The organism is Pontibacterium granulatum, from assembly GCF_029961155.1.
Lineage (GTDB): Bacteria > Pseudomonadota > Gammaproteobacteria > Pseudomonadales > Balneatricaceae > Pontibacterium > Pontibacterium granulatum.
This window is the reverse complement of sequence record NZ_JASBRH010000016.1, coordinates 1-25,034: the sequence shown is the minus strand read 5'-3', so window position 1 is coordinate 25,034 and position 25,034 is coordinate 1. Positions and strand designations below refer to the sequence as shown.

Here is a 25,034-nt window from a genome sequence, read left to right as displayed (position 1 = left end):
ACAGTTGCTCGCGCTGCCCTTCCAGGCTATACGCGTTGTGCTCGTGAAACAGCCAGCGATGCTGATCACACGTATTTTTCACGTCACCACATCCCGCTCCAGTCGCTATTTATCACACACCTCGCGTCCGTTTATGGCCGCCACCAAAGCAAACTTTTTGCAACAGATTGATGCGCCAATAAACTGGTACTTCAAACACCAAAGGGAAATAATCGATTCACTATCAAAAGCCGAAGGAGTATCCATGCGTTTTCTGATGATCGGTGCGGGCGGGATTGGCGCCTATTACGCAGCTCGCCTGCAAACAGCCGGACACGAGCTGACTCTGACAGCCCGCGGCAAACATCTCCAGGCACTGCAAAAGAACGGTCTTAAGGTCCAGCACCCGGAATTTCAGTTTCACCAACCGGTGACCGCACTCGACCATGCAACTTTAATCAAATCCCAAAGCGCCAATCAGTTTGACCTGGTCATCATCTCGCTCAAGAGCGGTGCCACCCCTGCCTTACTGACAGAGCTGGGCGATTGGTTGGCTAGCGCTGATACACCGGTTCTATCGCTCCAGAATGGCGTCGACAACGAACCCCAGATCGCAGTCCAGATCGGCGACAACCGCACGGTTGGAGGATTAGCAGTACGCATTGGTGGTCATATTATCGAACCGGGCGTCATCGATGCTAAAGGCCCTGCTCAGGTGGTGATGGGTGCATGGCCCAATGTCAGCAACACATCAGAGCTGCAACACCGTTTGCAACCGCTGGTCGATGCCTTTATCGCAGCCGGTATTCCAACCACATTGAGCGACGATATTCAGTACCAGCTGTGGCGCAAGCTGCTGATCAACAATGGTGTTAATCCGTTATCAGCGCTCACGATGCTCGATACCCGTGCGCTCACCCAACACCCGGCCTACGGTAAGGCGGTCTATCGGATGATGGAGGAGACTGCGCTGGCGGCCGAAGCAGACGGTATTAACCTGTCTAAGGCGGATGTGGATGAGATGTTCAACCTGATCTGCAACTTTGACGCAATCAAAACCTCGATGCTGGTCGATAAAGAAAAGGGGCGCCCCCTTGAACTGGAGGAGATCTGTGGTGCAGTATTGCGTCGTTGCGCGGCACTTGGCAAAGAGGCGCCAACAACCGAACTGATACAGGCCTTGTTAAAACAGGACATCAACACATGACACTGAACGACTTTGTCAGCCGCATCGGCAACGACAGTACTCTGGATTTCGAAGACACCATGCAGGTGATCGCAGATAACTACAGCTACACGGCTACCGGATTTAACAACGGCGATGTACGTAACGACGCAGGTCAGAACGAAGGCAGCTGCAAGATCTTCGCCTTTGCCAAGCTGAACAACCTGGACAAAGACCAGACCCTGGCGTGTTTCGGTCGTTTTTACCAGGACGTACTGAACACCCCTGAAGGCAGCGACCACGGCAACATCCGCTCCTTTATGGTTAATGGATGGGACGGCATCAGCTTCGACGGTCAAGCATTGGCCTAATCCCTGGCATGGCTTACCGACTGCGTTCCGATCGGTAAGCCCTCTCCTCCCCCACTTCTTATCTGATACTGGCAAAACCTGATATTCCCAGCTTCATTTCTACTGATCTTTTCCCGCCCAGTTTCGTATAAATCTGCAAATGACGGGCACACGGGAACCGCTTCATGTTCAGCAACGCAACACCCACAGCTTTCAGGCTTACGGCCCTTTTCTCCTTTCTATTTGTTCTGACAGGCTGCAGCAGCATGAAAATTGAAGATTTTAAGGATCAGACACCCACCCTGGTGCTGGAGGAGTACTTCCTGGGTGACACAACGGCGTGGGGTATTTTTGAGGATCGCTTCGGCAACCTAAAACGCTCTTTCAAGGTTGAGATCACCGGAACGGTGGAAGACGGTGTACTTACTCTTGATGAACACTTTGAGTACAACGACGGCGAAAAAGATCGTCGTGTTTGGCGCATTGCGCCCAAAGGCAACGGCTACTATGAAGGCAAAGCAGATGATGTAGTAGGTATCGCGTCGGGCCAAATCGTCGGTAATGCCCTCAATTGGGAATACAATCTGGATCTGCCCGTTGGAGATGCAGTCTGGCGGGTTCACTTCAACGACTGGATGTTTTTGCTGCCCGACGGTGTGTTGGTCAACAAAGCCAAAGTCACCAAGTGGGGGCTTCATCTAGGTACCGTGACCCTATTTTTCAATAAACCCAATACCTAATGGGAGTCAGGCATGATCCGCGTATCCGACCTCAATCCGGCTCAGCCCATTCATAAGGTGATTGTGCTCGCTCTCGCTCCGATGCTTTATCAGATCATTATCGAAGATGAACTGGGAGAACATCTGGTTTATACCGATGAGCATACGCCGTATCGCACGACCTGTATCGAAAAGGTCAAAGAACTGTTCGAATCCTATCGCGTTGAATCAATGGTGCTCAGGCAGCAAAGTGCCTACGATGAAATGATAGGGCATCCATCTAAGCAGTCGGATAACACCCTTGAAGTGATGCTATCGCCCACCCGCGCGGGTTATTAAAACGCGGATCACAATCCTCCAGACACAAAAAAGCCACTGGCGTTACCGACAGTGGCTTTTTTAGTCGTCAGCTCCGCTTACGCCAGGGTATCGGATGCCACCTTGTATTTCGGATCTTCGATCACGTTCACTTCGACCAGGTTGCCTGCCTTGCGCAGCAGGTCACGACACTCCGGACTCAAGTGACGGAAGTGCAGCTCTTTACCCGCTTTCAGGTACCGATCCGCCAGAGAATCGATCGCTTCAAGGCCAGAGTGATCCATTACGCGGGAGTTCGCGAAATCAACAATCACTTCCTTCGGATCATTGTGTGGATCAAATTGGTCACGGAACGTCTGAATAGAACCGAAGAACAATGGACCGTGTGGCAGATAGACCTTCACATCGCCCTCTTGTTTCACTTCAAAGTGCATGTTCTTCGCGTGTTTCCAGGCGAATACCAGCGCAGACATGATCACACCCACGATGACGGCAATCGCCAGATCGGTCAGGACGGTTACCACCGCAACAGAGATACCGACCAGAGTGTCAGACAGCGGGATGCGGCCCAGTAGACGGAAGCTCGCCCATTCAAAGGTGCCCAATACCACCATGAACATTACACCCACCAATGCAGCGACCGGGATCATCTCGATCATCGCAGAACCAACCAGGATAAAGGTCAGCAGGAACAGCGCTGCAGAGATACCCGACAAACGGCCACGACCACCGGAGTTGATGTTGATCATACTCTGCCCGATCATCGCACAACCGCCCATACCACCAAAGAAACCGGTCGCAACGTTGGCAACACCCTGGCCGATGCACTCCTTGTTACCACGACCACGGGTTTCGGTGATCTCGTCGATCAGCGTCAGGGTCAACAGAGACTCGATCAGACCGATCGCCGCCAGAATCAGCGCGTACGGCACGATGATCTGCAGGGTTTCCAGATTGATCGGCACCATTGGAATGTGGAACTGCGGTAGACCACCAGCGATAGTTGCCAGTGGATCACCAGTCATATCGCGCAGCACGTCCTGCACGTTTCGCGCATCCAGATCCAGACCGATTACCAGACCCGCGACTACAACAATCGCCACCAAAGAAGAGGGCAGCGCTTTGGTCAATTTAGGCAGGAAGTGGATGATCGCCATGGTCAGTGCCACCAGGCCCAGCATCAGGTACATCTGATAGCCCTGCAGCCATGCCAACTCGCCGGTGCTCTCGTCCATAAACTGGAACTGTTTCATCTGTGCCAGGAAGATTACGATCGCCAGACCGTTCACAAAGCCAAGCATTACCGGGTGCGGTACCAGACGGATAAATTTACCCAGTCGGAACACCCCGGCGAGAATCTGGAAAATACCCATCAGGACAACCGTCGCGAACAGGTATTCCACCCCGTGCAGGGCAACCAGACTCACCATAACCACCGCCAGGGCACCGGTTGCACCGGAGATCATGCCTGGACGACCACCGATAGCAGCGGTAATCAGGCCAATCATGAAGGCAGCGTAAAGTCCGACCAGCGGCTCAACACCGGCAACAAAGGCGAATGCAACCGCCTCAGGAACCAGCGCCAGCGCCACAGTCAGACCGGAAAGCACGTCGGCTTTTATGCTTTGTGTGCGTGAAGCAATCAGTTGAAACATCGAGACTCTCTGCGCAAATTTTAAGCAGGTTGGAAAAAGTGCGCGAGTATATCAGAACGCATTTGCAGTCGCAGCATATCAGCCGCGGATTTGTGAAATTAGTCGTTTTCTTTTATCAGATAGGCCCGATTCGGCGAGTTTCGCGGCAAAATCGCGCAAGGCATGACTCGCATCGGCAACACGATAATCCCCCACACTGGCCAGATTTTTCCACGCCGCAGGTAGGTGTCTGACCTTATGAATCATCCCGCCATCCGCATCCGCTGCCAGGTAGCGCACCCGCCCGATGCCACTGGCCAAGATACGGGTAAAACACATAGGGCAAGGCTCCAGCGACACGATCATGGTCAGGCCACTGCGGTCACCATAGTCGGGAAAACGTTGTTCAAACTCGTCCAGCAACTCCATCTCCGCATGAGCCGCCGCGCGGTAGTTTTCTTCAAATACCCGGTTGTAGCCTTCAGCCAGAATATCGCCATTGCCATCGATCAGCACCGCGCCAATGCCATAACAGTCGTTGCGCAGCGCTTCCAACGCAAGAAAACAGCAGCGCCGCCCTATCTGTTCATCACGATGCGTCAGAAACATTGGCAGGTCTTCGTATTCCCGCTCTAGTTGTTCGACATTCATCCGCCCAACTCCTTTCCATCATGAAAATCACAATAACCTGAGCTGCTCCCCCTGTTTGGGCTGGTACTGACCCAACCGGTACCCTACACCAAGCAGGCGCACCGGCTTGTGCCCCCGCTCCCAGGCTTCCCTTAATAGCGCGGCAAACATCTCCACATCAGGCTGTTCAGCCGCATGTTCGGCCGTGGTCTGGGTGAAGTCGGCGAACTTCACCTTCACCACCGCCCCGGTTACCGTGCGTTTATCCCGGTGTTTCTCAAAACGCCTCGCCAGGCTCTCCATCAACATCGGCAGTTGTTGCAGGCAACTATTAAGATCTGGCAAATCTTCCGGGTAGGTGTGCTCCACACTGATCGACTTGCGTTCCCGGCTCACTTTCACTGGCCGATCATCGATCCCCCGAGACAATTCATACAGCCGCTTGCCGAAGCTGCCAAAGTGATCCACCAACTGCGCCAGTGTGTATCCACGCAGGTCACCGCAATTTTTAATACCCAGTTTATGCAACCGGGCTGCGGTTTTCTCGCCTACACCAAAAATCTTCTCGACTGGCAAAACCTCAACAAACGATTCCACATCCTGCGGCCGGATCACATACAGTCCATCCGGCTTATCCCAGTCACTCGCGATCTTGGCCAGAAACTTGGACGGCGCCACACCGGCGGACACGGTGATGCCTACCTCCTTTTTGATCCGCTCACGGATCTCCTGGGCAATCAGCGTGGCGCTGCCCTTGCAATGATCGCAATCGGTAACATCAAGGTAAGCTTCATCGAGGGAAAGAGGCTCGATCAGGTCGGTATAATCCCGGTATATCGCCATGATCTGCTGGGAAACCTGCCGGTACTTCTCCATATTGCCCGGCATCACGGTCAGGTTGGGACAAAGTTTGATGGCCCGTGCGGTAGCCATTGCCGAACGCACACCAAACTCACGGGCCAGGTAGTTACAGGTGGATATCACGCCACGACGATCTGAACTGCCGCCTATCGCCAACGGGATTTCCACCAAGGCAGGATTGTCCCGCATCTCAACGGCGGCGTAGAAGCAGTCACAATCGCAGTGGATGATTTTTCGCTGGCCCATGCCCCTCAGTTCCACAACTTAGGAATAAACAAAGTTCTAGCTTTCCGACCAAGAACAATGGATTAACGATCAGTATATGAACAGATCGGATCATAGGACCCAATAATACTGTATAAACATACAGACAAATAGTACTCACTCAACATTATCAAAAACCAACTGTACTACACTGACCTGAAAGGACCGTTCATTCGGCACGATGATGTGAAGTTAGGATGCCCCACCAATGAACCAGCGATGGATCAGTTTCAGGAAAACCTTCTTAGCCAGCCTGGCCTGTTTAATCGTCGCCATAACTCCCCATGCCTATGGAGAACAGCCTGAAGCCCCTCCCATCTCCCCATCTCAAACTACTGATACTTCTCCAAGTAGATATGACTGGTGGATCGAACAACACGACAGTTGGTCTAACTCGTTTCACGATATGGTTTCTTCAATTGACCGTTACATCGCTGGCGACAACTACGAGCGGTTGGAACACAACAGCTACCTACGGTTACGCCTGGGTGCGCGCTGGGATGAAAGTGATGGTGTGAGTGAAGATGGAGATTTGAAAGTACGTCTTGATCTACCCTCCATAAAACAGCGTTGGAACCTGTTTATAGAAAACCAGCTAGATGAGCGGGAAACGCTGGAGAGCACCAACCGAGAAGATGAGATCAGCCCAACCAGTGATGATGATAGTTTCTACGGGGGAATTAGCCGGGAACGAGACTTGGAAAACTGGTATCTCCGTCCTGAGCTGGGCCTAAGACTGCGGGCTCCCCTGGATCCATTCGCCCGTTTGAAAGCCCGAAGGATGCTGGAGATGAATTCCCTCTGGAACGGCCAATTCCAGCAATCGATCTACTACTTCCATTCCGATGGTTTCGGGACACGCGTTCAGTTGATGTTTTCGCGGCCGGCAGGAGACTCTTTTCAGTTTCAAGTTAAGTCAGAAGCACAGTGGCAAGACGATACGCACAATACAGACCTGGCTCAGGTGTTTACACTGCAGCAATATCTAGAAGAGCGCTCAACCCTTACCTATGAGCTTGGTTTTCTGGGCGAAACCAAACCCTCTGTCCGATCTACCGAACACTACTTCAACCTGCGCTACCGACAACCACTCTACAAAGACAAGTTGTATCTGGATATCGTCCCCGCCGTCAACTGGCCGCGCGATGAGGACTTCGAACCCAAATTATCGCTCACGGCCCGAATCGAGATCTTATTTTCCAAATAAGCATGGGTTGCGCCTGGGTATTTATCCGCAACGCAACTCTAATTAGTCAGTAGAGATAATCACCTCATGCATCTCCAGTCCGCCCTTCTGGCTGAAGGCCTCTTTTGGTAGGGGATTGGAGTGGGACCGTTTGAAGTCTTCACTGCCCACCCAGCCATCAAAACTGGCTTTATCCGCCCAGTGTGTTTGCACGATGTAAGGCATCCCCTCTTTCGCCGGGCGCAGGACTTCCATACGCACAAATCCCGGCTGCTTATCGATCTCACCCGCACGCTTTCGGAAGCGCTCCTCAAAGGTCTCCTGCCAGCCGTCAGCCACGTAGATTCGGTTTGCCACCACAAATTGCATCGGTCCTGCTCCTGCTCTTAAAAATCGTTTCCTTGATTAAACCCGTTTTCAGCCGCCCCGCCAACCGTCATCAAAGCGTAAGATTTGCGTCAACGGTCAGTCACAAATCTTCCATATATTTTTCACACGAAACGAACAAACGAAGGTGTACAACGTGATCAACGTTGAAAAAGCTCTGACCAATAAATACCCAGCGTTTGTGCAGAAGCCTGCACCGGTAAAACGCTCGACTCTGTTTATGCTGCGCCGCCTGATCCGCGAAGACGAGATCAACTCTTTTCTGGTGCAAAACGAAGATGCGACCGGCTTCGAATTTATTGACCGCGTACTGGAGTACTTCAACTTCAGCTACACCATGAGTAACAAAGACCGCATGAACATCCCTTCCAGCGGTCGCGTACTGATTGTTGCCAACCACCCTCTGGGCGCCCTCGATGGCCTGGCTCTGTTAAAGGCTATAGGCGAAGTGCGCCGTGACGTAAAGATCGTTGCCAACGATCTGCTCATGAACTTCGATCCGCTGAAATCACTCTTTTTGCCTGTGGACAACATGGGCAAGAGCACCCGCAAACGCGATATCGCCCGTATCGTGGAAGCACTGCAGAACGAAGAGGCGGTGATTGTATTCCCGGCGGGTGAAGTATCACGTGCCGGTGTAACCGGCATTAAAGACGGCAAGTGGAACAGCGGTTTTATCCGTTTTGCCCGCAAGGCCAACGCACCGATTCTTCCGACCTTTATTGGCGGCAAGAACTCCTCGCTGTTTTACGGTGCGTCTTACATCAACCGAAACCTCTCTACGCTGTTGCTGGCGCGAGAGATGTTCAACAAAAAGTCCGTCTCCATTCCGATGAAGGTGGGTGAACCAATCCCGTTCAGCCAGTTGGATGCGGTACCGGTTTCCACCCAGGAAAAGTGCAAGCTGCTGAAGAAGCACCTGTACCGTATCGCCAAGGGGCGCAAGCCACTCTTCATCACGGAAAAAACCATCGCTCACCCGGAAGACCGCCAGATCATCAAGCAGGAACTGAAAGAGTCTGAGCTGCTGGGGGAAACCTCCGATGGAAAAAAAATCTACTTATTCGACTACCGCACCGATTCCGCCGTCATCAATGAAGTAGGCCGTCTGCGTGAAATTGCCTTCCGCTGTGTCGGTGAAGGGACGGGCGAGAAGAAAGACCTGGATAAATACGACAACTACTACCGCCACCTGATCCTATGGGATGAGGAAGAACTTGAGATCGCTGGCGCTTACCGCCTGGCAGAAGCGTTCAAGCTGCGCGAAAAAGAAGAACAGGGCCTCTACAGCGCCACGCTGTTCAACTACACCGAGCAGATGGAGCCTTACTTCGATAAAGGTATCGAGCTGGGTCGCAGTTTCGTACAGCCGAAGTACTGGGGTAAACGCAGTCTGGACTACCTTTGGTACGGTATTGGCGCATATCTTCGCAAAAACCCTGATGTTCGCTACATGTTTGGCCCTGTTAGCCTCAGCAATTCCTACCCGAAAGCAGCCAAGGACATGCTGATCTGGTTCTACAGCCACTACTTCCGCGACAACGAATATCTGGGACGTTCCTTCTCTCCGTACCAGTTTGACGACGCCACCGTACAGAACATGGAGCGCATGTTTAACGGCGACGACTACAAGGCGGACTTCCGTCTGATGAAAGAACAGTTGGAGTTCCTCGGTGTGAGCGTACCCACTCTGTACAAACAGTACAGCGAATTGTGTGAAGACGGCGGCGTACGCTTCCTGGACTTCGGTGTGGATGCCGACTTCAACTACTGCGTAGATGGCTTGGTACTGGTTGACCTGGAATACGTAAAACCCAAAAAGCGTGCTCGGTACATGGGTGAGTGAACGCGGTAAAAGGTAACCCCTTGCCGGGCCGTACAAGGATGTATCACAGGCGGCCCGGCACTTTTCTTCACTTCTTGATCTCCCGTTATCAACCGATACCGCTTGCTTATCCCTCTCGCTATACTCATTAGATGAACGAGGGACCTACAGATGAGCAGCAACGATAAACACCCGGTAAAAGTGTCATCCAAACAGGAGCTGGATGCATTTCTGGATCAGGTATCCAAAGCCCCCGCCACGCTCAACACGGGTACCGAAGGCCGCCTGTTGTTTGCATTGGATGCCACCGCCAGTCGGCAACGCACCTGGGATCAAGCCTGTCACCTGCAAAGTGAGATGTTCCTGGAAGCGGGTAAGATTGGTGGCCTGCAGGTCCAGCTTTGCTACTACCAGGGATACGGACTGTTTGAGCACACCGGCTGGTTTAACAACACCCGTGCACTGCTCGACCGGATGAACCGGGTCAGCTGTGTTGCCGGACAAACCCAGTTGTTACGGGTGCTCAATCACGCCTTGCTGGAAACCCGCACCCGCAAGATTCAGGCGGTGATCTTTATCGGTGATTGTCTAGAGGAACCCGCAGACAAGCTCGCACGCCTGGCCGGTGAGCTGGGCTTGTTGAGTACCCCGGTCTTTATCTTTCAGGAAGGTAACGAATTGGTCGCTAAACGCGCCTTTAAGGAGATCGCCCGCCTATCCGGCGGTGCCTACTGCAGCTTTAACGCCGGTAGCGCACAGATTCTTCGGCAGCTACTTGCGGCTGTAGCGGTGTACGCAGCCGGTGGCCCTAAGGCACTGGAAAACTTTGCCAAAGACAAAAGCGGCGAGGTGTTGCAACTCACCCATCAACTCAAAGGCCGCTGAACTACATAGCCTTTGGCAAAACCCAATTGATCTGAACTCCCGTAAAAAACGATATACTAACCTGTAAGATCTGTTCTGCATTTATAGGGAGTAAGTTGTGCATCCATTGGGTCTGGTTCTACTGGGCATTGTTGCCGTGGTTGGCATGCTGTGGGTTAAGTCTCAGCCGGTAAAACAGCAGAGGGCTGCGGTGATCAAAGTGGTGACCACGCTGGTGATCATGGCACTGGTGTATCTGGCCGTGACTGGCAAATTGCACTGGCTCGGCGTACTGATCGCCGCTGTACTGCCATTTATGCGCAAACTCCTACCTCTGATCATCCGTTTCCTGCCATTTTTGAAACACCTTTATGATCAGCGCCAGGCCGGACAACACAGCAACGGCAATCACTCCGAAGTTCAGACGGCGATCATCAAGATGACCTTGGATCACGACTCCGGTGTGATGTATGGCACGGTATTGAACGGCCCTCTGCAGGGCCGGGAGTTGGGAAATCTGAGTGAGCAGGAGTTTATTCAACTGCTCACATATTGCCGTCAGCACGATGCTGAATCCGCACGACTGCTGGAGGCCTACCTGGATAAACGTTTTGGTGACAGCTGGCGGGAAGACGATCCCGGCCATCAGCACCATCAAAACCATGCCAGCGACAGCGGCCCTATGAGTCGCGACGAAGCCTATAACATTCTGGGCCTTAAACCAGATGCCGATGAGAAGAGCATTATTGAAGCGCACCGCCGACTGATGCAGAAAGTACACCCGGATCGGGGTGGCAGCGATTATCTGGCGGCCAAGATCAACCAGGCCAAGGATCTGCTGTTAAACGGCGAGTAAGTCATGATTAGATCCAGACAATCGGCACATTACTGACGACGCAGTAAAAGCCCCTCACGATATGCCTTGTGACCGAACTTAAGACGCAAGGCCCCATCGTTCATCCGCTCGAGGAACAGCACCTGCCGTGTACCTGATTCCCGCTCCAGTTCAAGCTGCAACCGGCCAGTTTCAAGTAACCGCCAGCGGCCTTTGAGATAGGTCGCCACACTGCTGGTTTCCCCCTGGCGCAGATCGGTAAAGGCCAGGTTGCCGTCCGGTTCCAACACCGCCATCAGCGACAACACACCATCACTGTAGATATACGTAGCTGCGATACTGCTACGTGCCAAATCCCCTCGACGGCCACAACCCTCAAACGTCATACCGTATACAGAAATACTCGCACTGTAGGGATACAGAGTCCCAAAGCGGTCATAGCAAGCTTCACGTATCATCTTTAGGTTAACGGAGTAGCCTTCCTGAACCTCCAGCGTGCTGCGCCAGGTGAGTGTACGTCCGTTCACGTCCGGTTCCACCGGCGGAAACAGCAGCTGCCGTAAAGAACCACGCACATGCACCCGAATCCCTTCATCTCGGATATCGGCAATCCATAACGGGTTTTCGCCGGCCGCACGATAGTGGTTACCATGCAGTTCGAATTCACATCCCCGTGGTTGAGATCCGACCAACAGCAGCTCATCAATCCGTGAACTGCCCGGATGCAACGTATCAGCCGTCAGCATCATCTCGGCATATACCTGCTCAAACTCAACCGGCGCTTGCTTGAACCAGCGCCCTAACGCACCGCTGTCATCCTGTAATACCAGCTCGTTGGAAACGTAACAGGGACGTAATACGAACTGGTCACCGCTACGCACCACAATACCGCGTTGAAATTCAGCTAGCGCGGTCTTCTGCGATGTTTCGGCGCAACCCGCAGTTGCCACAATCAGTATCGTTACTACAAGAATCCTGAGCACGGAGTTACCAAAACCTTTATTTAGATCAAGTATTCAACAAAAGCCGTACAGCGTTTTATTGATCGTTCTACAAAGTGTGGGAATAATAGGCAAATCAATCAAGGAGGGAAAGACGATGGCGAGACCTGCCGAATTTGTTCGTCAAGATGTGTTAGAAAAAGCAATGGAAGTGTTCTGGCGTACCGGATTCACCGGAACGTCTGTAACCGATCTGGTTAAAGCAACCAACCTGAAGCCCGGCTCTCTGTACGGCGCCTTTCAGAGCAAACGCGGACTGTTTATGGAGGTGATTGACACCTACGCCCAAAACAGCCTGACCCGCGTATCAACCTGTTTGCTCAATAACGATAGCCCGATTGCTGCAATTCAGGAATTCTTCAAGCGTTTCAGCCAGGATATTGCGATGGACGAGATCGGTCGCGGCTGCCTGATGGTGAACACCATGCTGGAATTGGCCACGGAAGATGATGAGATCAGGGAGAAGATCACCAACTATCTGGAACAGATTGAGTCGATGTTTGCCCAAACGCTGACGCGTGCGCAGGAAAAAGGCGAGCTGACGGCCCAAGCGTCACCGGCAGAGCTGGCGAAATTCCTGATGGCCAATATCTGGGGGATGCGCGTCATGAGCAGCACCCGTCCGGATACAACAACATACACTGCCATTATCAACAACACACTAAACGCGCTACCGATCGTCAAGCACTGATCGCAAACCGCCTAGTCATGCTAAAGGCTCATGGACAGACATGGGCCTTTTAAAATCCCCCGCTTTTTTGGCACGTCCTTTTTACCTGTCCTTTGTGTGCATTCTCAGTGCCCTTTTTTCGCGCCATAATGGGGAAAAAGAACGCGCAAGGAGTCTCTATGAAGCTCGCCCGCTTCCGCCATCAGGACAAAGTCCAGATCGGTGTTATTGCCAACGAACAGGTCTACCCAACATCTCAGGATCCAGCCCTGCCCACAGATATGCTGGTGCTGCTCCCAGCTCTGGAAGACCTGAGCCACAACCTGCAGGTACTCGCGGAGAAAGGCCAGGGTATTCCACTGGCTGACGTACAGTTGCTGGCCCCTGTTGCTCAACCGGAAAAGTTTCTCGGCGTCGGTCTGAACTATGCCGACCATATCGAAGAAACCGGCCTGGATACGCCGGAGTTTCCAACCATCTTCAACAAACAGATCAGCTGTGTGATCGGCCCTGACGATGCCATTCACCGCCCACGTGTCTCTGAAAAGCTGGACTACGAAGGTGAACTGGCAATGGTCATCGGTAAAGCGTGCCGACATGTGCCCTACGACCAGGCCCACAAGGTGATCGCCGGTTACACCATCGTCAACGATGTGTCCGTGCGCGACTGGCAGATCAAAGCGCCTACCTGGACGCTGGGTAAGTCATTCGACACCCACGGCCCGATGGGGCCTTGGATTGTAACCGCCGACGCCATCGATCCACATAATCTGGAGCTGAAAACCTGGGTGAACGACGAACTTCGTCAGCACTCCAACACTGAGCACCTGATCTTCGATTGCTACAAACTGGTCGAAACCCTCTCTACTGTCTGCACCCTGAAACCGGGTGATGTAATCGCCACCGGCACCTGCTCCGGCGTGGGCGTGAAGATGAAACCACGTGGCTACATGAAACCTGGCGACACCGTCACCATTGAGATTGAAGGGATTGGTCAACTCAGCAATCCGGTGGTTGAAGAGCCGGAGGACACCGTTCGCTTTTAAGCCCTGCCTTTATCTATTACCCGCCTGGGGATGCAGGCGGGTAATACACCAGTTGTCTCACGCGCTTCAGACAACAAGCTCTCCCACCTCCAACGTTTAATGTGATCTAGTGGAGTTAATGGCACTTAACCGGGATATAGTGGGAATCACTGGTAAATAACGGGATCGGCGATTCCCGTGGACTTCAGACAAAGTTGACTGAAAAATATAGAGGGGGCATTGAGCGATCTAGCTCTGATGAGGTTACTACATTTCACGAAGTTTTTGTCACAGCCAAAACCAGCCTCATTCCAGTTCGCGCTTTTTTTGTTTCCTTTCTATCAACTCAGCTTCTACCTGTAAGTACCTCAGTTCTCTAGTCTTACGCTCCAACGGCTGCAACCTAAAAATCCAATAAAGCACACCAAGTGTCGTGAAAAGCGTTCCCATACCACCCGGCACCAAGAGCAAGACCTCTGCTTGTAGCAGCTCAGACATATTCGCCTCATATATCGTCTTGTATACTTGATGCTCCTCTTCGGACGAAACCGACACTACCTTCTCAGCATACCAATGCCTCTCGCTACGTTTGTCATCAATAATTTTACTTAGCCCCAAGCTCCCACCAAACAGGAATACGATCCCGATAAAGAAGCAGACCCTATAAAAATCACTTAGCGCTGTAGGTAGTGCCGATAACATTTAACAATTCCTTCGTTTTTAAACGTCTTTTCCGATCCAGACAACTTTACCGATCACCTGCAGATCTTGCAGTTGGTCGGGCTTGATTGTCTCTGGGTGGTATTCCTTGTTATCGCTGAGCAGCATGATGTCGCGGTTCAGCAGGGTTTGTACGCGCTTGACGACCAAGTGGCTGTTTACGCGGATCACGTAGATGTTGCCGTCGGTCAGATCTTGTTTGCTGGTGTCGATAAGTAGCGTGTTGTTATCGCTGATCGTAGGCTCCATAGAGTCGCCTTTGGCAAAGACCAGGACCAGATCGGCCTCTTTCAGATTGCGGTACTTCAACCACTTGTGGCGGAACGCCAGCTTGCGCGAAGGTTCTTCATTCTCAGGAAAGGCACCTGCGCCCGCAGCGACCTGAATGTTATAACCCGGTACCAGCGCAAACTCGCTTTCCAGCTCGGACTCTTGTGCCACCTGGTTACCGCTGGCGTCAACCTGCCCTTCCCCGGTTGCAAGCCACTGGATAGATAGCCCAGCCACCTCAGCGATCTTCACAAGCGCCTTTGCCGGGATCGCACTCTCACCTTTGATATAACGGTAAATCCCAGATTCGGGAATTCCTGCTTCCCTGGATAACGTTTTTTTACCGCCAACACGCTCAGCGGCGAGTTCAATCCTTTGCCCTAACTCCTCTTCGAAACTTTGAACCCCGTTCAGAGAATCATTCATTCGCGAAAAACCATTTTAAGTAGTTGTTTTCTTTGATTTTTCCCAAATTTGATAGAGACGAATCACAAATTTGATTCTATAAACTCCCAAATATGGGTTTACATAACTCCCAAATTTGAATATCGTTAACCCATATCTGTTAGCCAAACAGCTTAAGAAAACTATTCATTTGGGAGCCAAAAAAATGAGCAAAGCCAAAGCCAGCTCAAAAGCCAAGGACTGGCACCGCCAGGACATCATGTCTGAGATCAGGAAACGCGGCTCGACACTGGCCGAACTAGGACGACAGAACGGCTGCAAGCCCGCAACGGCTTACAACGTCTTCCATCGGCCCTACCCAAAAATGGAGCGCATCATCGCTGAATTCCTAAATGTGGAACCTCAAGTGATCTGGCCAACCCGTTACGCCAAGCCTAACACAGAAAATGGCGAATTTATTGGCACAAATGCGCGTGTTGCCTGAATGGCTCTCCTCCTTACCTCTCACTTCTGGGAATAAGCGTAACCAAGCCCAGAACGCAGGCATAGGGGTAAACCAGGTTTTTGTTTAGAAGACCCGAAAAGGACACTAAGGAAATGGCACGCCGCAATTGGAAGAACGTCAGGGCGACCAGCATCACAAACGGCCTGGAGCTTTGCATCCAGCACGCCCGCGACAAGCGCAACAAAAGCGTTCAGCAGATCGCCGAACTCATGGGACTGCCCAACCACTCCACCCTCTACAAGTGGTTGGAGAGCGGTCGTATGCCAGCGGTCATGATCCGCCCTTTCGAGCACGCCTGCGGAGCCGAATTCGTCACCCAATACCTGGCCACCAGTGCCAACAAGCTGCTGGTAGAGATCCCGTCCGGCAAACGTTCAGAACACAAAGAGCTGAACGAACTCAGCGTCGCGGCCCACAGCGTGATCGGCATGCTGATCAGCTTCTACGACGGCGACCAGAGCACCGACGAAACACTCAACGCCCTTACCGGACTCATGGAAGACCTCGCCCACCAGCGCGGCAACATCCAGAAACACCAGCAACCGGAACTACTCTAGGAACAGTACGATGAAAGAATGGTACACAACCCGAGAGCTGGCCGACGCACAACTCACCGGCATGCCAGCCACCGTGGCAGGCATCATCAAACTCGCCAAACGGGAAAGCTGGGAAGCCCAGCAGCGCATGGGCAAAGGCGGCGGATACGAATACCACATCAGCAACCTGCCCCGCCCGGCCCGCAAAGAACTGGAAGCCCGCCAAGCCGAAGCCATGCTGCCGCGCCTGCTGGAGCAGAACGCCGTCACTATTAAGAGCAGCGCCAACACCCAGGCCAACCTCACCGAACGCCAGCGCACCGTCGCCGATGCCCGCGTAACCGTCATCAACGCCGTGGAAGGACTGAAACAGAGCGGCATTACTCAGGAAGCAGCCCTCACCACCCTGCTCACCCAGGCAGTCACCGGCCAGCTCAAAGAGATCAACCCAGTACTGGATGCCGCCCTGCGACTGGCAAAAGACCCACGCGGCCGTTCGAACAGCCTGTACCCAAGCAACCGCAGCCTTAAGCGCTGGCTAGGCACCGATACCAAAGCCCTGGCACCGAAGGCCAAACGCCCACTGAAAGTACCGACCTGGGCCAACGACTTCCTCATGTGCTGGCAGCGCCCTGAAAAGCCATCGGTTGAGCACGCCTACCGCCAGCTCACCAACCAATACGATCTGGAAGGCAAAACAGCGGAACTGCCCAGCATCCACCAGGTACGTCGCTTCATCACCAAAATGGGCAACATCGCCAAACAGAAAGGCCGCATGGGCGCACGCGAACTCAAAAACATGCTGCCCTTCGTACGCCGAGACTTCAGCGATCTTCTACCGGCAGACATCTACAGCGCCGACGGCCACACCTTCGACGGCGAAGTACAGCACCCGCTTCACGGCCGCCCGTTCCGCCCCGAAGTCACCACCTTTATCGACATCGCCACCCGTCGCGTGGTTGGCGTATCGGTTGATCTGGCCGAAAGCAGCATCGCCGTACTCGACGCCCTCATCAGCGCCTGCACCCACGCTGTGCCCGCCCTGATCTACGTGGATAACGGCGGCGGTTATGAAAACGCCCTGCTGAAAGACCAAGCCACCGGCGTACTTGCCCGCCTCGGCAGCACCATGACCCACTCCCTGCCCTACAGCTCGCAGGCGCGTGGCGTGATCGAACGCGTCCACCAAACCCTCTGGGTCGATGGCGCAAAAGAACTGCCCGGCTTTATCGGTGCCGATATGGACCAGGAAGCCCGTCAAATCCAGTTCAAACTCAGCCGCCAGGCCATTAAACACGGCGGCACACTGCCCCTGCTCGGCTGGCAAACCTTCATGGACTACGTCAACCAGCGCATTCAGTGGTACAACCAGCGGCCACACAGCAGCCTACCCAAAACCACCGACATCCAGGGCAAGCGCCGCCACCTGGCACCCGACGAACTCTGGCAGCAGCACCAGAACAAAGGCTGGACGCCCACCCTGCTCACCGCAGACGAAGCTGTCCAGGTCTTCCGCCCACGCACCACCCGCAAAGTGAGCCGGGGCGAAATCAAATTCATCAACAACATCTACTTCAGCCACGCCCTCACCGAATGGCACGGCGAAGAGGTCCACGTCGCCTACGACATCAACGACCCGACCTACATCTGGGTATACGAAACCGAACACGGCCGCCAGATTTGCAAAGCCGAATGGAACGCCAACCGTGTGGACTACATGCCGAAGAGCGTGATCGAAAACGCCCGTGAAGGTCGCGCCAAAGCGCGCCTGCGCCGCAACGACGCCCACCGTGAGGAGATCCTGGAAGAACTCAACGGCCGCCCCGCCCTGGAGCAGGAACAAACCACCTACATCCCAGGGATCGGCGCCCTCACCCCCGACCTGCTCAGCAACCGCATGGGCATCCAACCGGAAGAGATCACCGTCGTTGAAGAAACCGGCCCGCGCACACCGGCCAGCATGACCGCCGACGAACGCATCACCCTGTATCTGGCCTACCAAAGCGGCACGCCGGTACCGGAAGAACACCGTTTCTGGTTCAGCCGTGACGGGGAAACAAAGGAATACAGCGCCTGGGCACGGCGCGAACAGGAGATGGGGTCAGAGGCTCGCACCCTCTGACCCCGGTGCCCATTGGATTGGACAATTGGAGAATCAAGCATGACAACAGCAACCCTTAACGTCAATTGCAGCATCGCAGACATCGCCAACATCGGCCTTTGCGACGTCGCCCTGGAACGCGCCATCGAGCGCACCCACAGCCTGCCCGGCATGGTCTGCCTTTACGGGCCAAGCGGCTTCGGCAAATCCGTCGCCGCCACCCACGTCGCTAATCGCCGCCGTGCCTACTACGTGCAGGCCAAAAGTGTGTGGACCAAAAAACACACCCTGAAAGCGATCCTGCTCGAAATGGGCATCAAGCCCCTGCCGACCATCGCCGACATGCTGGAGCAAGCCGCCCAGGAACTTGCCGTTAGCGGCCGCCCGCTGATCGTCGACGAGATGGACCACCTGGTCGACAAGAACGCCGTCGAGCTGATCCGCGACCTCTACGAATCCAGCCAGGCCCCTATCCTGCTGATCGGTGAAGAGCTGCTGCCCAACAAACTCAAAAAGTGGGAACGCTTCCACGGCCGCATCCTCACCTGGGTGCCCGCCCAACCGGTCAGCCTGGCCGACGCCCGCAAGCTCACCCCGATCTATGCCAGCGCCATCCAGATCGATGACGACCTGCTGGAACACCTGGTGCAGCTCTCCGGCGGCAGCGTCCGCCGTGTCGTCGTCAACCTCGAGCTGATCCAGGAAACCGCCCTCACCAACGGCTGGGAGATCGTCGACCGCCACACCTGGGGCACCACCGAACTCTACACCGGCGAAGCGCCGAAACGTCGTCTGTAAGGAAACCGACATGAACACCGCAACACACAACGCACGCAAACCGGCCCAGCTGGAAATGATTGGCGGCAAAAATGCCCGGCAACGCCTATGGGAAGCGATCCGCAACCGGCACGGCAACCCATTTGATCTAACGGCCATTGCCCGCTCCGCCAACGTCGATACCCACACGGCCAAAACCTACCTGCAACGCCTGATCGCCGGGGAGTATGTCGAAGTCGTAGAGAAAAAGAGCCACGGCAAAAGCCTGTGTCGCCACATAAAAGACACCGGCGTCGAAGCCCCGCGTCTCAACCGCAAAGGCGAACCCGAAACCCAGGGCCTGATCAGCGAAGCGATATGGCGCACCCTACGCATTCTCAGCGCCCTCGATGCGGCCCAAATCGTCGGCCACGTCGCGGCAGCCGGGCACGACGTTGCCCTCACTTACGTCAAACGCTACCTGGCCTCTCTGAAGAAAGCGGGCTACCTGCAGGTCGTAGTCGCAGGCAACGCCCACCGCCTGGAAAAAGTGCAGCTCAAACTCTGCATGGACACCGGCCCCCGCGCCCCACAAATCCAGCGCGTGAAAACCGTCTACGACCCCAACCTCAACAAGGTGATGCACACCGACGACCCGGAGGAACTCTCATGACCCCGGCAGACATCAGCAACTGGGGCCAACAGCCGCCCCAGTGGATCGAACAGCTCGCCCGTGCCGTCGGCGAAACCAGCCGTGCCGCCGTCGCCAAGCGCCTCAAAATATCGCGCACCAGCGTCAGCCTGCTGCTCGCCAATAAATACCCCAGCCCCAGCACCCAGAAGATGCAGGCCAAGGTAGAAGCCACGTTCGGCGGCGTTAGCTGCCCCGTGCTGGGTGAGATCTCTAACGCCCAGTGCCAAACAGAACGCAAGAAAGGATTCATCGGCAGCAACCCAACCCGCGTGCGGCTCTGTCGCACCTGCCCAGGTTGCCCCAACAACCCACACCGGGAGACCCACAATGACTGACTCCGTGCAGAACATGAGCATCAAAGAAAACCTCGCCAAAGCGAACCTGGCCGTGAACGCCCTGCACGCCCTGGGCCTCACCGTCACCGCCATCAACATCGACGACAGCCGCCCCCACATCAGCGTGAACGACGGGCGCGGCTGCCTGCAACTCAAACCCGGCATCACACGCTTCGTCACTAATGACGGTATTCGCACCGTCCAGCACGAAGCCCTGATCGCAGAATGCAAAGTCAGCTGGGAGGAACGCCCATGATCCACTACCACATCATCAACCTGCCAGAGAGCAAACGGCGCAAGCAGCTGGTGTTCTGGGGTATCGGCTCCGAAGCCAACACCACCCACCCTGCCCGCGCCCTGATCGTCAACGAAGACCACCTCAACGCAGCCCTAGAGCGCTACGACAACGGCGCGACCACCCGCGCCATCCTCACCGACAAGGTGCAGGCAATCCAGGGTGACTGGCAACAACTGACTGATATGACGCCCTACGTCAAAGGAGAAGCGGCATGAACCGCGCAGTACAACAACACATTCCCGAAGGCTACATGAAAGACGCCAAAGGCCGTCTGGTGCCTATCGACACCATCGACGAGATCGACCTCACCCGCAACGATCTGGTCAGCGAACTCACCGGCAAAGCGAAGCAGCTCCAGCAGCAGATGCGCGACTTCAAGCTGGCCGTCTTGGGAGACATCGGTGCGTTTGTCGACCTCGCCGCCGAACGTTACGAAATCGCCCTGGGTGGCAAGAAAGGCAACGTCACCCTCATCAGCTTCGACGGTCGCCTCAAAATCCAGCGTGCCATCCAGGAACACATCACCTTCGATGAACGCCTACAGGCCGCCAAAGCCCTGATCGACAACTGCATCCACCGCTGGTCGGAAGGCAGCGCTCTGGAACTCAAAGTGTTGGTTGATGACGCCTTCCAGGTCGACAAAGAGGGTCAGATCAACACCGGTCGCGTACTCAGTCTGCGCCGTCACAAGATCGACGACGAAGACTGGCGCAAAGCGATGGATGCTATTGCAGACAGCATTCAGGTCACAGGCTCAAAGACCTATGTGCGGTTCTACGAAAGAGTGGGACAAAGCGAGCGATGGGAGCCGATCCCGTTAGATCTGGCGGCGATTTAATGCGAAACGCCCGCGAGGGCGTCTATCTGATGTGGTGGTCAGGTACTGAAGAGCAGCCGAAGAAAAGGAGTTTAAAAGCTGGGGAGGTCACCCTCCCCGACTCCATGGTTAACAACCAAGCAGATAACTCCACCTGCGTATTCAGTTCGAAAGCTAGCATTTCGTACTGTGCCACGGCGCTGGCGGTAGCTCGTTCTTTGCGATTATCACCGGCTCACCCAGCGTCGAAAGATCGTTGCCGGGAATATTTACAAGCGAAGGCACAAAGTTCGACAACCAGGTTGCTATGGCCGTTGCAAAAGATGTTTCCAGTGAGCCCATTAGGAATTCTCGCTGAATCACTTTTCCGTCGGCAAACCATGTTGTGGACTTATAAGCTGGACCGTTAATTTTCATGAGTGTTTTCTCCATAAGGGTTTAAACGTGGCCGGAGCCATCTCCCAAAGGCAACACCATTACCGAGTATTGCCTTTGGGAGGATGACTCCAGCCCTCATGGACAGTTCAGCAATTACGGTTTTACATTTTTGAAAGGAAAGGAACAACTGTTCATGAATAAATATACGCAGCAAGGTCCAGTTGAACAGCAACAATCTAAGCGCAAAACCGCCATCCAACTCATCCATATTGCCAAGTCACAACTGGCACTGGACGAGACAACCTATCGTCAGATGCTTACAAGCATCACCGGCCAAAATAGTTGCAGTAAGCTTGCCCTGCCCCAGTTACAGCAGGTGCTGGATCACCTCAAAAGCAAAGGCTTTAAAACCAAAACTCGCCGCTATGGTAAGCGCCCTAACCCAACCACCAACCGCACAGCGATGATGGGCAAAGTTGAGGCTTTACTAGCTGATGGCAACCTGCACTGGAACTACGCCCATGCGATGGCAAAGCGCATGTTCCAGGTAGAGAAAGTGGATTGGCTGGAACCGGATCAGCTGCGCAAGCTGATCGCCGCCCTTGAATACAACGCAAAACGGAAAGCGTAAACATGGCAGAAGAGCAGAAAGACTGGCTAGGCGATAGCAGCTTCACCGACGAGCTGCTCAACCACCTGGATGAAATCCCAGATGACGTGCGCAAGAAATGGCCCAAAGATCTCGCCGCCCTGATCGATCTCTACCAGGCAAGTATGCAGCGCATGGGTTATGAAGAGAAAGAAGCCAAAAAGATCGCCCATACCCTACTGGCCGAACAGGCCATCTACTGCGGCGGCCGCCACGTGTACATTCCAAAAGGTGATCGCTTTAAGCAGGCCGTTAGGGATATAGAGCTATTCAACGACTGGCACGACCGTGGGATCGTGCCAGATGAACTGGCGACCCGATACAAACTCAGCACACAACATGTGTATCGGATCATAAAAGAACAGCGAACCATTCATATGAAAAGAGTACAGCCAAGTTTGTTATAGAGCGGCACGCCCCATTTCTTGATTTTAAAACTCAAATGAGGGAGCATAATAGGAAATACCGGTTTGGAGAGAACTTTAAGATGCTACCTATACACAACATTATTTGTAAGTCTCCAGAAGCTGCTGACGAAGCTTTGGAAGCCTTAGGATTAGACCGTGAGGTATTGGAACAGTCAGTTTGGAGAGGACAAGCCAAACGGAACGAAGCAACCCCACACCACCCTGCGAATGCAGGTGGGCAGTTCGCATACCTTGAAGCAGTCAGGTCCGTTAGGGATGGTCTGAAACCAAGAGAATGGAAAGCAAAGAACGAAAAGAACTTGGAGTTAACAATTTCACCTGATGGTAAAACCGCAATTGTGGTATCAGGTGGAGATAAGCACACCGGTACGCTTCAGAACCCAAGTTCCAGAAACGAGAAAGGTACAGAAACAAAACGTAGAGTCGAATATAATCACCACCTTCCTTTTGTTGAACCTGAAATGCAGGCTCAACAGGAGGAAACCAGTACCAACGAGTACGAAGTTTGGTGGCTTCTTTACTACTTCGACAAAAAGATGCGAGAAGTACGATGCGAACTATCATTGCCAACCGGTATGAATGACAAAGATCGCATCTCTGATTGGTCAAAGCGAATTCTGCTTTCTCCTCTGACGCTTGATTCAGAGCCAAGCGTCAAAGCCATAGACAAGTCACCTAACTACTCAGAAGAAGTGGAAATCGACGTAGTATTCCGAGCACAAAATGAATAATTCTCTCAATCCCAATAGACTAAAACTCGCTAGAGAGCGAAAAGCCCTAACTCTGAAAGCCTTATCAGAGTTAACTGGGATTACAACAAGGATGTTGTCCAATTACGAAAACGGGCATCATAAGAAACCTTCTGAAGATACAATTTCAAAGCTTGCATTAGCCTTGTCGTTTCCAAAGCAATTTTTCTACGAAGACGACATAGAAGATCTAGATGCCTCTATCGTTAGCTTTAGATCCCTCTCTAAAATGAAAGCCGCCGAGAAAGCATCAGCAATTAGTGCGGGGCGACTCGCTATGCTTTTCAACGGCTGGCTCGATAATAACTTCACCCTACCTAAAGCAAATCTTTTAGATCTTCGGGATCTCAGTCCAAGCGCTGCTGCATCAGCAATTAGACAGCATTGGGGATTAGGTGAGCTATCCATTCGAAACGTTATCCACCTGTTAGAAGCAAACGGTGTACGTGTATTTGCTCTAGCGGAACAAAATATGTCTGTTGATGCATTTTCCTTTTGGAAGAATGACGTTCCCTTTGTATTTCTTAATACCATGAAATCGGCAGAACGTAGTCGCTTTGATGCAGCACATGAGCTTGGACACCTTCTGCTTCACAACCACGGAGAAACACCGACAGGGCGAGAAGCAGAGAAGGAAGCAGATCAATTTGCTTCCGCTTTTCTGATGCCGGAAGGCAGCGTACGTTCACATGGTAGAAGCTTCCCAACTATTGAAGAACTGATTCAACTCAAGAAAAATTGGACCGTTTCTGTCGCTGCACTCACTCGACGACTATACGATTTAGATATTATTTCTGAGTGGCATTATCGAAGTCTAAGTGTTGATCTTGGACGACGTGGATACTACAAAACTGAACCTGATTCAGTAACCCGTGAGCAATCTCTATTGCTGACAAAAGTAGTATCAGCAATGAATAAAAGCGGCACATCTACAAGCGACGTAGCAAGAGAACTGTCCATACCAAGGCAAGAGCTGGATGTATTGCTCTTTACCGCTCACCTAGCGACTAATAACAGTACTCCAAATTCCAAGCCAGAAAGGTCACCACCTAAGCTAAGGCTAGTGAAATAAAGCCAAGGCCCCTATCAAACGATAGGGGCTTTTCGTTCCTCAACATAGAGGTATAATCCCCACAACACAGATAGCGCCGTACTGTGATCGTCAGATCAACAAGGAATGTTACAAATGCCTATCGAAACCCAATACCCTCAAGCACCATTCCTCCTGCGCAAATGGAGGTCATGGCCATCATGGAACCGCTGGTTAGTCGGTATCGCCGCTGTATTACTGATCTTTGCCGCCATTCCCACGGATCAATCACCACTTACGCCAACTGCACGTGCACAAGCGATTGATAACCTGTTTAGCGATAAAGATGGTTCGAACCCACACATCAACCTGCTGATCCAGTCAAAGCTTCACGAACCCGACAGCTACAAGCACGACATCACCACCTATGTTGATAACGGTGACCACCTAGTCGTAACAACCATTTACACGGCCAACAATATGTTTCGTAAACGTGTTTCCGGGATGGCCAAGGTGAAACTGAGTATGGATGGCGAAGTAATATCCGTATTACAGCTGTAGTGGTCAACTAATTCCGGACAGTAAATTAAGCTGTTCTTCGGCTCGCGCAGGAGCCAATCCCTTGTTGTGCTGATGAGGCCTTTGGTGAT

General features: G+C 53.2%; 32 protein-coding genes and 1 other RNA gene. 25 read left to right on the top strand and 8 right to left on the bottom strand.

All coding sequences use genetic code 11. The annotated features are described in order from the left end of the window. Positions 1-244 precede the first annotated feature (244 nt). The 4 genes from QKW35_RS14700 (at position 245) to QKW35_RS14685 (ending at position 2,552) form a co-directional block, all read left to right on the top strand. Entirely contained in the window at positions 245-1,186 is a 942-nt protein-coding gene (locus tag QKW35_RS14700) for a ketopantoate reductase family protein (RefSeq protein ID WP_282354234.1), read from the top strand. Continuing rightward, on the top strand, positions 1,183-1,515 hold the full coding sequence (locus tag QKW35_RS14695) for a HopJ type III effector protein (protein WP_282354231.1): 333 nt from the start codon (positions 1,183-1,185) through the stop codon (positions 1,513-1,515). Before QKW35_RS14700 ends, QKW35_RS14695 begins: the two co-directional genes overlap by 4 nt. Before the next feature lie 164 nt (positions 1,516-1,679). Next, complete coding sequence (locus tag QKW35_RS14690) at positions 1,680-2,234, top strand: DUF3833 domain-containing protein (protein ID WP_282354229.1); 555 nt, start codon at positions 1,680-1,682, stop codon at positions 2,232-2,234. A gap of 12 nt (positions 2,235-2,246) precedes the next feature. Continuing rightward, positions 2,247-2,552, top strand: coding sequence for a DUF6482 family protein (locus QKW35_RS14685; RefSeq protein WP_282354226.1), 306 nt, complete (start codon positions 2,247-2,249; stop codon positions 2,550-2,552). 77 nt (positions 2,553-2,629) lie between these two features. Here QKW35_RS14685 and QKW35_RS14680 read toward each other — a convergent pair whose 3' ends face one another. The 3 genes from QKW35_RS14680 to dinB all read right to left on the bottom strand — a co-directional run bounded on the left by QKW35_RS14680 (position 2,630) and on the right by dinB (position 5,902). After that, positions 2,630-4,186, bottom strand: coding sequence for a SulP family inorganic anion transporter (locus tag QKW35_RS14680; RefSeq protein ID WP_282354224.1), 1,557 nt, complete (start codon positions 4,184-4,186; stop codon positions 2,630-2,632). A gap of 78 nt (positions 4,187-4,264) precedes the next feature. Further along, on the bottom strand, positions 4,265-4,816 hold the full coding sequence (locus QKW35_RS14675; RefSeq protein ID WP_282354223.1) for a nucleoside deaminase: 552 nt from the start codon (positions 4,814-4,816) through the stop codon (positions 4,265-4,267). A 27-nt stretch (positions 4,817-4,843) separates the two neighbouring features. Beyond that, positions 4,844-5,902, bottom strand: a complete 1,059-nt coding sequence (gene dinB / locus QKW35_RS14670; RefSeq protein WP_282354222.1) for a DNA polymerase IV — start codon at positions 5,900-5,902, stop codon at positions 4,844-4,846. A gap of 226 nt (positions 5,903-6,128) precedes the next feature. Here dinB and QKW35_RS14665 point away from each other — a divergent pair, with 226 nt between their 5' ends. Next, positions 6,129-7,127: a hypothetical protein gene (locus tag QKW35_RS14665; protein WP_282354220.1), complete on the top strand. Its 999-nt coding sequence runs from the start codon at positions 6,129-6,131 to the stop codon at positions 7,125-7,127. Between the two features lie 42 nt (positions 7,128-7,169). On the opposite strand, the gene QKW35_RS14660 is transcribed toward QKW35_RS14665, so the two are convergent. Next, positions 7,170-7,475, bottom strand: coding sequence for an antibiotic biosynthesis monooxygenase family protein (locus QKW35_RS14660; RefSeq protein WP_282354217.1), 306 nt, complete (start codon positions 7,473-7,475; stop codon positions 7,170-7,172). A gap of 154 nt (positions 7,476-7,629) precedes the next feature. Between QKW35_RS14660 and olsF the strand changes: the two genes are divergently transcribed. From olsF to QKW35_RS14645, 3 genes are all read left to right on the top strand, one after another. After that, on the top strand, positions 7,630-9,339 hold the full coding sequence (gene olsF / locus QKW35_RS14655; RefSeq protein ID WP_282354215.1) for a bifunctional ornithine lipid synthase OlsF: 1,710 nt from the start codon (positions 7,630-7,632) through the stop codon (positions 9,337-9,339). 150 nt (positions 9,340-9,489) lie between these two features. After that, positions 9,490-10,203 carry a vWA domain-containing protein gene (locus tag QKW35_RS14650; RefSeq protein WP_282354213.1) on the top strand — a complete coding sequence of 238 codons (714 nt, stop codon included), beginning with the start codon at positions 9,490-9,492 and terminating at the stop codon, positions 10,201-10,203. 97 nt (positions 10,204-10,300) lie between these two features. Beyond that, a complete protein-coding gene (locus tag QKW35_RS14645; protein ID WP_282354211.1) occupies positions 10,301-11,038 on the top strand; it encodes a DnaJ domain-containing protein in 738 nt (245 codons plus the stop codon). Positions 11,039-11,067: 29 nt separating this feature from the next. Here the strand turns inward: QKW35_RS14645 and QKW35_RS14640 are convergent, their stop codons facing one another. Beyond that, on the bottom strand, positions 11,068-12,000 hold the full coding sequence (locus QKW35_RS14640; RefSeq protein ID WP_282354208.1) for a hypothetical protein: 933 nt from the start codon (positions 11,998-12,000) through the stop codon (positions 11,068-11,070). Positions 12,001-12,115: 115 nt separating this feature from the next. Here QKW35_RS14640 and QKW35_RS14635 point away from each other — a divergent pair, with 115 nt between their 5' ends. Both QKW35_RS14635 and QKW35_RS14630 read left to right on the top strand, forming a co-directional pair. Further along, the gene (locus QKW35_RS14635; protein ID WP_282354207.1) at positions 12,116-12,709 is read left to right on the top strand and encodes a TetR/AcrR family transcriptional regulator; all 594 of its coding nucleotides are present in this window, start codon (positions 12,116-12,118) and stop codon (positions 12,707-12,709) included. 158 nt (positions 12,710-12,867) lie between these two features. Then, positions 12,868-13,734, top strand: a complete 867-nt coding sequence (locus QKW35_RS14630) for a fumarylacetoacetate hydrolase family protein (RefSeq protein ID WP_282354206.1) — start codon at positions 12,868-12,870, stop codon at positions 13,732-13,734. A gap of 285 nt (positions 13,735-14,019) precedes the next feature. Here QKW35_RS14630 and QKW35_RS14625 read toward each other — a convergent pair whose 3' ends face one another. Together QKW35_RS14625 and QKW35_RS14620 are read right to left on the bottom strand one after the other, a co-directional pair. Beyond that, complete coding sequence (locus tag QKW35_RS14625; RefSeq protein WP_282354205.1) at positions 14,020-14,415, bottom strand: hypothetical protein; 396 nt, start codon at positions 14,413-14,415, stop codon at positions 14,020-14,022. Between the two features lie 18 nt (positions 14,416-14,433). After that, positions 14,434-15,129, bottom strand: a complete 696-nt coding sequence (locus tag QKW35_RS14620) for a S24 family peptidase (protein ID WP_282354204.1) — start codon at positions 15,127-15,129, stop codon at positions 14,434-14,436. Positions 15,130-15,313: 184 nt separating this feature from the next. Here QKW35_RS14620 and QKW35_RS14615 point away from each other — a divergent pair, with 184 nt between their 5' ends. From QKW35_RS14615 to QKW35_RS14570, 10 genes are all read left to right on the top strand, one after another. Next, entirely contained in the window at positions 15,314-15,592 is a 279-nt protein-coding gene (locus QKW35_RS14615) for a helix-turn-helix domain-containing protein (protein WP_282354203.1), read from the top strand. A 113-nt stretch (positions 15,593-15,705) separates the two neighbouring features. Beyond that, positions 15,706-16,170, top strand: coding sequence for a MerR family transcriptional regulator (locus tag QKW35_RS14610; protein WP_282354200.1), 465 nt, complete (start codon positions 15,706-15,708; stop codon positions 16,168-16,170). A 10-nt stretch (positions 16,171-16,180) separates the two neighbouring features. Further along, on the top strand, positions 16,181-18,271 hold the full coding sequence (locus QKW35_RS14605; protein ID WP_282354199.1) for a Mu transposase C-terminal domain-containing protein: 2,091 nt from the start codon (positions 16,181-16,183) through the stop codon (positions 18,269-18,271). A 39-nt stretch (positions 18,272-18,310) separates the two neighbouring features. Continuing rightward, entirely contained in the window at positions 18,311-19,048 is a 738-nt protein-coding gene (locus QKW35_RS14600) for an ATP-binding protein (RefSeq protein WP_282354198.1), read from the top strand. Between the two features lie 10 nt (positions 19,049-19,058). Beyond that, on the top strand, positions 19,059-19,679 hold the full coding sequence (locus QKW35_RS14595; protein WP_282354197.1) for a hypothetical protein: 621 nt from the start codon (positions 19,059-19,061) through the stop codon (positions 19,677-19,679). Further along, positions 19,676-20,035 carry a hypothetical protein gene (locus tag QKW35_RS14590; protein WP_282354196.1) on the top strand — a complete coding sequence of 120 codons (360 nt, stop codon included), beginning with the start codon at positions 19,676-19,678 and terminating at the stop codon, positions 20,033-20,035. Before QKW35_RS14595 ends, QKW35_RS14590 begins: the two co-directional genes overlap by 4 nt. After that, positions 20,028-20,291 carry a hypothetical protein gene (locus QKW35_RS14585; protein ID WP_282354193.1) on the top strand — a complete coding sequence of 88 codons (264 nt, stop codon included), beginning with the start codon at positions 20,028-20,030 and terminating at the stop codon, positions 20,289-20,291. Before QKW35_RS14590 ends, QKW35_RS14585 begins: the two co-directional genes overlap by 8 nt. Then, on the top strand, positions 20,288-20,548 hold the full coding sequence (locus QKW35_RS14580) for a hypothetical protein (RefSeq protein WP_282354190.1): 261 nt from the start codon (positions 20,288-20,290) through the stop codon (positions 20,546-20,548). Before QKW35_RS14585 ends, QKW35_RS14580 begins: the two co-directional genes overlap by 4 nt. Next, on the top strand, positions 20,545-21,171 hold the full coding sequence (locus QKW35_RS14575) for a DUF3164 family protein (protein WP_282354189.1): 627 nt from the start codon (positions 20,545-20,547) through the stop codon (positions 21,169-21,171). The genes QKW35_RS14580 and QKW35_RS14575 overlap by 4 nt, the downstream gene beginning before the upstream one ends. Continuing rightward, positions 21,171-21,233, top strand: an RNA gene (locus tag QKW35_RS14570) — hammerhead ribozyme type II. The genes QKW35_RS14575 and QKW35_RS14570 overlap by 1 nt, the downstream gene beginning before the upstream one ends. 91 nt (positions 21,234-21,324) lie before the next feature. Here the strand turns inward: QKW35_RS14570 and QKW35_RS14565 are convergent. Next, positions 21,325-21,567 (bottom strand): hypothetical protein, encoded by a 243-nt coding sequence (locus tag QKW35_RS14565; RefSeq protein WP_282354187.1) that lies wholly within the window; start codon positions 21,565-21,567, stop codon positions 21,325-21,327. 154 nt (positions 21,568-21,721) lie between these two features. Here QKW35_RS14565 and QKW35_RS14560 point away from each other — a divergent pair, with 154 nt between their 5' ends. The 5 genes from QKW35_RS14560 (at position 21,722) to QKW35_RS14540 (ending at position 24,945) form a co-directional block, all read left to right on the top strand. Continuing rightward, complete coding sequence (locus tag QKW35_RS14560) at positions 21,722-22,159, top strand: gp16 family protein (RefSeq protein ID WP_282354185.1); 438 nt, start codon at positions 21,722-21,724, stop codon at positions 22,157-22,159. Between the two features lie 2 nt (positions 22,160-22,161). After that, entirely contained in the window at positions 22,162-22,584 is a 423-nt protein-coding gene (locus QKW35_RS14555) for a Mor transcription activator family protein (RefSeq protein ID WP_282354183.1), read from the top strand. Positions 22,585-22,664: 80 nt separating this feature from the next. Further along, the gene (locus QKW35_RS14550; protein ID WP_282354181.1) at positions 22,665-23,336 is read left to right on the top strand and encodes a hypothetical protein; all 672 of its coding nucleotides are present in this window, start codon (positions 22,665-22,667) and stop codon (positions 23,334-23,336) included. Further along, positions 23,329-24,426 (top strand): helix-turn-helix domain-containing protein, encoded by a 1,098-nt coding sequence (locus QKW35_RS14545; protein ID WP_282354180.1) that lies wholly within the window; start codon positions 23,329-23,331, stop codon positions 24,424-24,426. Before QKW35_RS14550 ends, QKW35_RS14545 begins: the two co-directional genes overlap by 8 nt. Positions 24,427-24,540: 114 nt before the next feature. Then, a complete protein-coding gene (locus tag QKW35_RS14540; protein WP_282354179.1) occupies positions 24,541-24,945 on the top strand; it encodes a hypothetical protein in 405 nt (134 codons plus the stop codon). Positions 24,946-25,034: the final 89 nt, after the last annotated feature.

Bases quoted from the DNA above. Each gene is read 5' to 3' on its own strand.
- QKW35_RS14700 (WP_282354234.1), top strand. From the start codon at position 245: ATGCGTTTTCTGATGATCGGTGCGGGCGGGATTGGCGCCTATTACGCA.
- QKW35_RS14595 (WP_282354197.1), top strand. From the start codon at position 19,059: ATGAACACCGCAACACACAACGCACGCAAACCGGCCCAGCTGGAAATG.
- QKW35_RS14630 (WP_282354206.1), top strand. From the start codon at position 12,868: ATGAAGCTCGCCCGCTTCCGCCATCAGGACAAAGTCCAGATCGGTGTT.
- QKW35_RS14560 (WP_282354185.1), top strand. From the start codon at position 21,722: ATGAATAAATATACGCAGCAAGGTCCAGTTGAACAGCAACAATCTAAG.
- QKW35_RS14580 (WP_282354190.1), top strand. From the start codon at position 20,288: ATGATCCACTACCACATCATCAACCTGCCAGAGAGCAAACGGCGCAAG.
- QKW35_RS14695 (WP_282354231.1), top strand. From the start codon at position 1,183: ATGACACTGAACGACTTTGTCAGCCGCATCGGCAACGACAGTACTCTG.
- QKW35_RS14620 (WP_282354204.1), bottom strand. From the start codon at position 15,129: ATGAATGATTCTCTGAACGGGGTTCAAAGTTTCGAAGAGGAGTTAGGG.
- QKW35_RS14690 (WP_282354229.1), top strand. From the start codon at position 1,680: ATGTTCAGCAACGCAACACCCACAGCTTTCAGGCTTACGGCCCTTTTC.
- QKW35_RS14545 (WP_282354180.1), top strand. From the start codon at position 23,329: ATGAATAATTCTCTCAATCCCAATAGACTAAAACTCGCTAGAGAGCGA.
- QKW35_RS14660 (WP_282354217.1), bottom strand. From the start codon at position 7,475: ATGCAATTTGTGGTGGCAAACCGAATCTACGTGGCTGACGGCTGGCAG.
- QKW35_RS14565 (WP_282354187.1), bottom strand. From the start codon at position 21,567: ATGAAAATTAACGGTCCAGCTTATAAGTCCACAACATGGTTTGCCGAC.
- QKW35_RS14575 (WP_282354189.1), top strand. From the start codon at position 20,545: ATGAACCGCGCAGTACAACAACACATTCCCGAAGGCTACATGAAAGAC.
- QKW35_RS14675 (WP_282354223.1), bottom strand. From the start codon at position 4,816: ATGAATGTCGAACAACTAGAGCGGGAATACGAAGACCTGCCAATGTTT.
- QKW35_RS14540 (WP_282354179.1), top strand. From the start codon at position 24,541: ATGCCTATCGAAACCCAATACCCTCAAGCACCATTCCTCCTGCGCAAA.
- dinB (WP_282354222.1), bottom strand. From the start codon at position 5,902: ATGGGCCAGCGAAAAATCATCCACTGCGATTGTGACTGCTTCTACGCC.
- QKW35_RS14555 (WP_282354183.1), top strand. From the start codon at position 22,162: ATGGCAGAAGAGCAGAAAGACTGGCTAGGCGATAGCAGCTTCACCGAC.
- QKW35_RS14550 (WP_282354181.1), top strand. From the start codon at position 22,665: ATGCTACCTATACACAACATTATTTGTAAGTCTCCAGAAGCTGCTGAC.
- QKW35_RS14610 (WP_282354200.1), top strand. From the start codon at position 15,706: ATGGCACGCCGCAATTGGAAGAACGTCAGGGCGACCAGCATCACAAAC.
- QKW35_RS14600 (WP_282354198.1), top strand. From the start codon at position 18,311: ATGACAACAGCAACCCTTAACGTCAATTGCAGCATCGCAGACATCGCC.
- QKW35_RS14635 (WP_282354207.1), top strand. From the start codon at position 12,116: ATGGCGAGACCTGCCGAATTTGTTCGTCAAGATGTGTTAGAAAAAGCA.
- QKW35_RS14585 (WP_282354193.1), top strand. From the start codon at position 20,028: ATGACTGACTCCGTGCAGAACATGAGCATCAAAGAAAACCTCGCCAAA.
- QKW35_RS14625 (WP_282354205.1), bottom strand. From the start codon at position 14,415: ATGTTATCGGCACTACCTACAGCGCTAAGTGATTTTTATAGGGTCTGC.
- QKW35_RS14680 (WP_282354224.1), bottom strand. From the start codon at position 4,186: ATGTTTCAACTGATTGCTTCACGCACACAAAGCATAAAAGCCGACGTG.
- QKW35_RS14590 (WP_282354196.1), top strand. From the start codon at position 19,676: ATGACCCCGGCAGACATCAGCAACTGGGGCCAACAGCCGCCCCAGTGG.
- QKW35_RS14605 (WP_282354199.1), top strand. From the start codon at position 16,181: ATGAAAGAATGGTACACAACCCGAGAGCTGGCCGACGCACAACTCACC.
- QKW35_RS14665 (WP_282354220.1), top strand. From the start codon at position 6,129: ATGAACCAGCGATGGATCAGTTTCAGGAAAACCTTCTTAGCCAGCCTG.
- QKW35_RS14615 (WP_282354203.1), top strand. From the start codon at position 15,314: ATGAGCAAAGCCAAAGCCAGCTCAAAAGCCAAGGACTGGCACCGCCAG.
- QKW35_RS14650 (WP_282354213.1), top strand. From the start codon at position 9,490: ATGAGCAGCAACGATAAACACCCGGTAAAAGTGTCATCCAAACAGGAG.
- QKW35_RS14685 (WP_282354226.1), top strand. From the start codon at position 2,247: ATGATCCGCGTATCCGACCTCAATCCGGCTCAGCCCATTCATAAGGTG.